Origin of the sequence: Pyxidicoccus fallax (genome assembly GCF_012933655.1) — a bacterium.
GTDB classification, from domain to species: Bacteria; Myxococcota; Myxococcia; order Myxococcales; family Myxococcaceae; genus Myxococcus; species Myxococcus fallax.
The window spans coordinates 25,202-33,237 of record NZ_JABBJJ010000119.1 but is presented as its reverse complement, the minus strand read 5'-3'; the positions used below and the strand labels follow the sequence as shown (position 1 = coordinate 33,237).

At 71.6% G+C, this 8,036-nt stretch carries 4 protein-coding genes and 1 pseudogene; 3 read left to right on the top strand and 2 right to left on the bottom strand.

Features of this window, described 5'->3' with window-relative positions; all coding sequences use genetic code 11:
* Together HG543_RS24800 and HG543_RS24795 are read right to left on the bottom strand one after the other, a co-directional pair.
* A pseudogene (locus tag HG543_RS24800) lies at nt 1-480 on the bottom strand (energy transducer TonB); the annotation flags it as partial.
* Nucleotides 481-648: 168 nt separating this feature from the next.
* Nucleotides 649-1,137 (bottom strand): NUDIX hydrolase, encoded by a 489-nt coding sequence (locus tag HG543_RS24795; protein ID WP_169347326.1) that lies wholly within the window; start codon nt 1,135-1,137, stop codon nt 649-651.
* A 417-nt stretch (nt 1,138-1,554) separates the two neighbouring features.
* Here HG543_RS24795 and gltB point away from each other — a divergent pair, with 417 nt between their 5' ends.
* From gltB to HG543_RS24780, 3 genes are read left to right on the top strand one after another with little or no spacing between them, the layout of a single operon-like run.
* On the top strand, nt 1,555-6,120 hold the full coding sequence (gene gltB / locus HG543_RS24790; RefSeq protein WP_169347325.1) for a glutamate synthase large subunit: 4,566 nt from the start codon (nt 1,555-1,557) through the stop codon (nt 6,118-6,120).
* A gap of 2 nt (nt 6,121-6,122) precedes the next feature.
* A complete protein-coding gene (locus tag HG543_RS24785; RefSeq protein WP_169347324.1) occupies nt 6,123-7,583 on the top strand; it encodes a glutamate synthase subunit beta in 1,461 nt (486 codons plus the stop codon).
* Nucleotides 7,583-7,957 (top strand): hypothetical protein, encoded by a 375-nt coding sequence (locus tag HG543_RS24780; RefSeq protein WP_169347323.1) that lies wholly within the window; start codon nt 7,583-7,585, stop codon nt 7,955-7,957. The genes HG543_RS24785 and HG543_RS24780 overlap by 1 nt, the downstream gene beginning before the upstream one ends.
* The last annotated feature ends 79 nt before the right edge of the window (nt 7,958-8,036 follow it).

The window sequence follows — 8,036 nt, the reverse complement described above, 5'->3', positions numbered from 1 at the left end:
CCCGACGCCCGCGTTGCCCGCCACCGCGGACGGCTCGGCGGCCGGCGTCTCCACGGGCTCGGGCTGCTGGGCCACCTCGACGGGCGGCTCGGGCACGGGCTCGGGCTTCGTCTCCACGGGCTCCGGCTTCGGCACCGGCGGCGTCAGCTTCCGCTCCACCTGGCGCGGCGCGCGGGCCTGCGTCGCGGGGGCTTTCTGCGCCACGGGCTGGGAGGCTCCGCCCGCGGAGGGCGCGGGCGGCGGAGGCGCGAAGGTGAGGAACACCAACTCCGGCTCCGGCGGCGTGGGGGCCTTCTCCGGCCGCGCGGCCGCGAGCGACAGCCCCGCGCCCAGCAGCCCCGCGTGCACCACCACGGCGAGCAGCACCGCCCCGCCCCAGCGCGCCCACGGCCCCTCACCCGAGGACACCTCGCCCATGCGGAACAGCCCCGGCTGTGGCCGGGCCCGCTCCACCGAGGCGGTGGCATCGCTTATTGCCATCAGGTAGTCGAAATTGAGAATCGTTCTCACTTTCACGAGTACACGGATACTCCCCCGGCGAGCCACCCGTCAATGGGTGAGCCTCATAGGGCGTACCCCGTGTATGAGGTCTCCGAATACCCGCAGCGCAGCTGTTGGCTGGAGGACCCGCAAGTCCCGGATACCGTCCTACAAACGGGTGTAGGACCAGCTCACCGCGCGGCCCCCGGCGTAGGGCATGACGCCGTGGAAGGGCCGGGGGTCCGCGTCGAAGACGAGCGGCAGGAAGTGCCGGTCCCCGTCCCACAGGTTCAGTCGGGGAATGTCCACCACCGGCACCCAGGACAGCGAGCCCTCCGGGTTGCGCTCCAGTGGCGTGCCCTCGAAGCGCTCAATCCGGAAGATGAAGCCGAGCCAGTCCTCGCCCTGCTTGCCGAAGCCGGGCCAGGAGATGGTGCCGCGCAGCACCATCTCCACGCACTCGATGCCGGCCTCCTCGCGAATCTCGCGGCGCATGCACGCGGCCACGTCCTCGTCGCGGTCCATCTTCCCGCCCAGGCCGTTGAACTTGCCGTAGTGCGCGTCATCCGGCCGCGCGTTGCGGTGGATGAGCAGCACCCGCTGCCGGTCCGGCGACATCACGTAGCCCAGCGTGCCGATGATGGGGGTGTAGGGCATGGAGCACTCCTCGCGGCGGCGCATGACGTTGACGCGCGCGCCTGCCTAGAACAGGGCGCGCCACCGCACCAGCGCCATTCGCGAGGCCAGCGCCCGGGAGAGCCCGAGCCGACGAGCGCTCCTGGCGCGGCGTGGCGGTGACGCCAGCCGGGGAACCGGCCTCGCCAATCCCCCCGGAATGCGTCGCCACCGGGGACTGTAGAGCGCCCGACACTCGCACTGTGCCCCGCGTCCGGGGCGGCAGCTCGCGAGTGCCCGGCAGCAGACGCCCTCACCTTGTCCAAGGTCGGCCAGGTTACTCGGCATCCCACCCGACTTTCCCCCGTACCTACCTTCCTTTACGCAACCCAACGCGCCGCGTTAGCGTGGCGCGTTACAACCATGACCTCCCGCGTAAAGCGGGAAAGGGGGAAGTTGATGTCCGCAATCCTCCCCGGCCGGTACGGCCTCTACGAGCCCGATACCGAGCATGACGCCTGTGGCGTGGGCTTCGTGGCCCACATCAAGGGTGAGCGCTCCCGCGGAATCGTCGAAGACGCCCTGGAGCTGCTCAACCGGCTGAGCCATCGAGCGGCGGCGGGGAGGGACCCTCGGACAGGAGACGGCGCGGGCATCCTCGTGCAGCTCCCCCATCGCTTCTTCGAGCGTGAGCGGCAGCGGCTCGGCTTCGAGCTGCCGCCGCGCCGACACTACGGCGTGGGGCAGGTCTTCCTCCCGACGGAGCCGGTGGCGCGCGCCGCCTGCGAGGCGGTCTTCGAGGAAGTGGTGGCCGAGGAAGGTCAGCGGGTGCTCGGCTGGCGCGACGTCCCCGTGGACCCGGAGCACCTGGGCCCGGTGGCACGCGAGGCCGCGCCCGTCATCCGCCAGATTTTCATCGCCCGGCGGCGCGTCGTCCCCAGCGCGCTGGAGCGCAAGCTGTACCGCATCCGCAAGCTGGTGGAGAACCGCATCCGCGAGCGGGGCCTGGACCCCAAGGGCCGCTTCCACGTGGCGTCGCTGTCGTCGGAGACGCTCATCTACAAGGGGCTGATGCTGCCGGTGGACCTGCCGCGCTTCTACGCGGACCTGCAGCAGCCGGACTTCGTGAGCGCGCTGGCGCTGGTGCACTCGCGCTTCTCCACCAACACCTTCCCCACCTGGGAGCTGGCGCAGCCGTTCCGCTTCATCGCGCACAACGGCGAAATCAACACCCTGCGCGGCAACCGCAACTGGATGACGGCGCGTCGCGGCCTGTTGCAGACGGCGCGGCTGGGCGGAAGCCTGGAGCCGCTCCAGCCCATCATCGTCCCCGGCAAGAGCGACTCGGCGCAGTTCGACAACATGGTGGAGCTGCTCTACCTGGGCGGCCGCACCCTGCCCCACGCGCTGATGATGATGATTCCGGAGGCGTGGGAGGGCGACGCGCACATGGCCGACGAGCGGCGCGCCTTCTACGAGTACTCCTCCTCGCTCTTGGAGCCGTGGGACGGGCCCGCCGCCATCGCCTTCACGGACGGGCAGCTCATCGGCGCCACGTTGGACCGCAACGGCCTGCGGCCCGCGCGCTACCTCGTCACCGAGGACGACCGCATCATCCTCGCGTCGGAGATGGGCGTCATCGACGTGCCGCCCTCGCAGGTGCGCCGCAAGGGGCGCCTGACGCCGGGGCGCATGCTGCTGGTGGACACCACGGAGGGGCGCATCCTCGAGGACGAGGAGGTGAAGCGCGACATCACCACGCGCTGGCCCTACCGCAAGTGGCTGGAGCGCAACGTCTACACCTTCGAGGACCTGCCCACGATTCCCGCCCCCGAGCGGCTGCGCGGCGAGGAGCTGTGGCGGCTCCAGCGCGCCTTCGGCTACACCGCCGAGGACGTCCGCACCCTCCTCGCACCCATGGCCGAGGGCGGCAAGGAGCCGGTGGGCTCCATGGGCACGGACACGCCGCTGGCGGTGCTCAGCGACCAGGCCCCCAGCCTCTTCTCGTACTTCCACCAGCTCTTCGCGCAGGTGACCAACCCGCCCATCGACCCGCTGCGCGAGTCGCTGGTGATGACGCTCGCCACCGCGCTGGGCCCCGAGAGCAACACCCTCGAAGAGACGCCGGAGCAGTGTCACCGGCTGTCGCTGCCGGGCCCCATCCTCACCAACGGGCAGCTCGCGCGGCTGAGCACCATCCAGGGCGAGGGCCTCTTCGAGACGAAGCGCCTGTCGCTGCTCTACCCCACCGACGGCGGCGAGGGCGCGCTGGAGGCCGCGGTGGAGAAGCTGTGCACGGCCGCCGTGGACGCGGTGGACTCGGGCGCCAGCATCCTCCTCTTGAGCGACCGCGGCGTGGACAGGGCGCACGCGGCCATTCCGGCGCTGCTGGCCGTGGCCGCCGTGCACCAGCGGCTCGTGCGGGACGGCATCCGCATGTACACGGGCCTCCTCCTGGAGACGGCCGAGGCGCGCGAGGTGCACCACTTCGCCTGCCTCTTCGCCTACGGCGCCGCGGCGGTGAACCCGTACCTCGCGCTGGACACGCTGCGCGCCATGGCGGACGCGGGCGAGCTGGCCGTGGACGCGGAGAAGGCACAGGACCGCTTCATCCACGCCGTGGAGGAGGGCCTGCTGAAGGTGATGTCGAAGATGGGCATCTCCACGCTCCAGTCGTACCGGGGCGCGCAGCTCTTCGAGGCGGTGGGCCTGCAGCGCTCGCTGGTGGAGCGCCACTTCACGGGCACCTCGTCCCGCGTGGAGGGCGTGGGCCTGCCGGAGCTGGGCCGCGAGGTGCAGGAGCGCCACGCGCGCGGCTTCGACTCCGAGGCGGACCTGGAGGCGGGCCTGCTCCCCGTCGGCGGCCAGTACCGCTGGCGCCGCCTGGGCGAGCGGCACAAGTGGAACCCCGCCACCATCGCGAAGCTCCAGGCCGCGGTGCGCGCCAATGACCCGGTGCAGTTCGCGGAGTACTCGCGGCTGGCGGACGACGAGACGCGCGAGCACTGCAACCTGCGCGGGCTGCTGGAAGTCTCCACCGAGGGCCGCACGCCGGTGCCGCTGGAGGAGGTGGAGCCCGCGCTGTCGATTGCCCGCCGCTTCGTCACCGGCGCCATGTCCTTCGGCTCCATCAGCGCGGAGGCGCACGAGACGCTGGCCATCGCCATGAACCGGCTGGGCGGGCGCTCCAACAGCGGCGAGGGCGGCGAGGAGTCGCGCCGCTACACGAAGGACGAGAACGGGGACTCGCGCCGCAGCGCCATCAAGCAGGTGGCGAGCGCGCGCTTCGGCGTCACCACGGAGTACCTCGTCAACGCGGACGAGCTTCAAATCAAGATGGCCCAGGGCGCCAAGCCCGGTGAGGGCGGCCAGCTCCCCGGCCACAAGGTGGACGAGCGGATTGCCCGCGTGCGCTGGTCCACGCCGGGCGTGACGCTCATCTCTCCCCCGCCCCACCACGACATCTACTCCATCGAGGACCTGGCGCAGCTCATCTATGACCTGCAGTCGGTGAACTCGCGGGCGCGCGTCAGCGTGAAGCTGGTGAGCGAGGTGGGCGTGGGCACCATCGCCGCGGGCGTGGCGAAGGCGGGCGCCGGCGCCGTCGTCATCTCCGGCTACGAGGGCGGCACGGGCGCCTCGCCGCTGTCGAGCATCCACCACGCGGGCCTGCCGTGGGAGCTGGGGCTCGCGGAGACGCAGCAGGTGCTGGTGCACAACGGCCTGCGCTCGCGCATCCGCGTGCAGGTGGACGGCGGCCTGCGCACCGCGCGCGACGTGCTGGTGGCCGCGCTCCTGGGCGCCGAGGAGTTCGGCATGGCCACCGCGAGCCTCGTCTCCATCGGCTGCGTCATGCTGCGCAAGTGCCACCTCAACACGTGCTCGGCGGGCATCGCCACGCAGGACGGGGCGCTGCGCGAGCGCTTCCAGGGCAAGCCCGAGGACGTGGTGAACTTCTTCCTCCTCGTCGCCGAGGACCTGCGCGCGAAGATGGCCGCGCTGGGCGCGCGCACGCTGGAGGAGCTGGTGGGCCGGGTGGACCTCTTGCGCCAGCGCGCGGCCGTGGACCACTGGAAGGCGAAGCGCGTGGACCTGTCCGCGCTCCTGACGGCCCCCGCGGCGCCGGCCAGCGAGCCACGTCACTGCAAGGAGGCGTGGCGCAAGGACGTGTCGGACCACCTGGACCACGCGCTCCTGCGCGACGCGAGCCAGGTGCTGGACGGCGGGCCCCCGCTGCTCCTCACCGTGCCGGTGAGCAACACGCACCGCGCGGTGGGCGCCATGCTGTCGGGCGAGATTGCCCGGCGCCATGGAGGCCGGGGCCTGCCCGACGGGCGCATCCACGTGCGGATGAAGGGCTCGGCGGGCCAGAGCTTCGGCGCGTTCCTCGTGGCCGGGGTGTCGCTGGAGCTGGAGGGCGACGCCAACGACTACGTCGGCAAGGGACTGTCCGGTGGGCGCATCATCGTCTACCCGCCGCACGGCAGCCGCTTCGCCGCGGAGGAGAACGTGCTGGTGGGCAACACGGCGCTGTACGGCGCCACCGCCGGCGAGGTGTACCTGCGGGGACTCGCGGGTGAGCGCTTCGCGGTGCGCAACAGCGGCGCGCAGGCGGTGGTGGAGGGCGTGGGCGACCACGGCTGCGAGTACATGACGGGCGGCGTGGTGGTGGTGCTCGGCTCCACCGGGCGCAACTTCGCGGCGGGCATGAGCGGCGGCACGGCGTACGTGCTGGACCGGGAGATGACCTTCCGCCAGCGGTGCAACCTGGAGATGGTGGAGCTGGAGTCGCTGGTGGACGAGTCCGAAATCTGGCTCGTGCACGGCATGGTGGAGCGGCACCTCCGTCACACGGGCAGCACGGTGGCGAAGCGGGTGCTGGACAACTGGGAGCTGATGGTGCCGCGGTTCGTGAAGGTGATGCCCACGGACTACAAGCGCGTGCTCCAGGCGCGCCGCGCGGCCCGCAGGCCTCCGGACAACTTCGCGGAACAGCTTCAGCACATCGCCGGAGGGAGGGGCTAGCCATGGGAAAGCCGACGGGATTCATGGAGTGGCCCCGCGTGCCCGTGCTCAAGCGGGAGAAGCAGGAGCGGCTCGGGGACTGGAACGAGTTCGCCCTGCCGCTGGCGCCGGAGGAGGCGAAGCGCCAGGCGGGCCGGTGCATGGACTGTGGCGTGCCCTTCTGCCACCAGGGCTGTCCCTTGGGGAACCTCATCCCCGACTTCAACGAGGCCGTGTACCGGGGCCGCTGGCGCGAGGCATACGAGCTGCTCAGCCGCACCAACGGCTTCCCGGAGATGACGGGACGGCTGTGCCCCGCGCCCTGCGAGGCGGCGTGCGTGCTGGCCATCGACCGGGACGCGGTGACCATCGAGCAGATGGAGAAGGAAATCGCGGAGCGGGCCTTCGCGGAGGGCTGGGTGAAGCCCCGGCCTCCGGCGCGGCGCACGGGGCGCACGGTGGGCGTGGTGGGCTCGGGCCCCGCGGGGCTGGCGGCGGCGGCGCAGCTCAACGCGGCCGGGCACACCGTTACCGTGTACGAGCGCGACGCGCGGCCCGGCGGGCTGCTGCGCTACGGCATCCCCGACTTCAAGCTGGAGAAGTCGGTACTGGACCGGCGGCTGGCCATCATGGAGGCGGAGGGCATCACCTTCGTCAACGGCGTGGACGTGGGCGGGGCCGTGAGCTTCCGCGAGCTGCGCGCGAAGCATGACGCGCTGGTGCTGGCCATGGGCGCGCGGCGGCCGAGGGAGCTGGAGGTGCCGGGGCGCGAGCTGGCCGGCGTGGTGCAGGCGATGGAGTTCCTGGAGCACCAGAACCAGCTCGTGGCGGGCCAGCGCGAGAAGGACGCGCGGCTGGACGCGGCGGGACGGCGGGTGGTGATTCTCGGCGGTGGCGACACGGGCTCGGACTGCCTGGGCACGGCGCTGCGGCAGGGCGCGGCGAGCGTCACCCAGGTGGAGCTGATGCCGGCGCCGCCCATGGCGCGCGCGTCCGGCAATCCGTGGCCGAAGTGGCCGGTGGTGTTCCGCACGTCGTCGAGCCAGGAGGAAGGCGGCGCGCGGGAGTTCGCGCTCCTGACGAAGCGGCTGGACGGGAGCGACGGGCGGCTTCAGGCGCTACACGCGGTGCGGGTGGAGCTGAACCGCGAGCATGGGAGCCTGCCGCGCATGGTGGAGGTGCCCGGGTCCGAAGTGACATTCGGGGTGGACCTGCTGGTGCTGGCCATGGGCTTCACGGGGCCGGAGCCGGGGCGGCTGACGGAGGAGCTGGGGGTGAAGCTGACCCCACGTGGCACCGTGCAGGTGGACGCGCGCTTCGCCACCACGGCGGACGGGGTGTTCTGCGCGGGGGATGCCAGCCGCGGAGCGAGCCTCATCGTCTGGGCGCTGTCGGATGGCCGTGAGGCGGCGAAGGCGGTGGACGCGTACCTCTCGGGGCAGCGCTCGGTGTTGCCGACGAAGGGAGTAGACTGCGCGTTCTGATGGAACGTGCGGCACTGGAGGCGCGGTTGTTCACGGAGCAGGAGCTGATTCAACGACGCAAGCGGAGGGCCGCGTGGCTCTTCGGCATCCTCGCGCTCATCGGGGTTTCCGTGGCCGCCGTCACCGTGCTGCCCCACTGGCGCATGAAGGCGCGCGTGGGGAAGCCCCTCCAGCAGGTGGAGCGTGAGCTGGGTGCTCCGATCCACCGGTGGACGAAGGAAGAGTTCCACTGCCGCCTGCTACCGAGCTTCCCGTGCCGGAAGACGGCGCCGGCCGAGGGGCCGGTGCTTTTCTACAAGGCGGGTTTCCTCTGGTACTACCTGTACTTCGACTCGGCGAACGTCCTGGTCGAGGTGGAGCCCAACGGGAGCTGAGCGCATCCTCCCGTCGTCACGCCCTGCCCTGCCTCCGCTCGTGATACTCAAGCTGCAAGAGTGACGGGTCATACAAGAC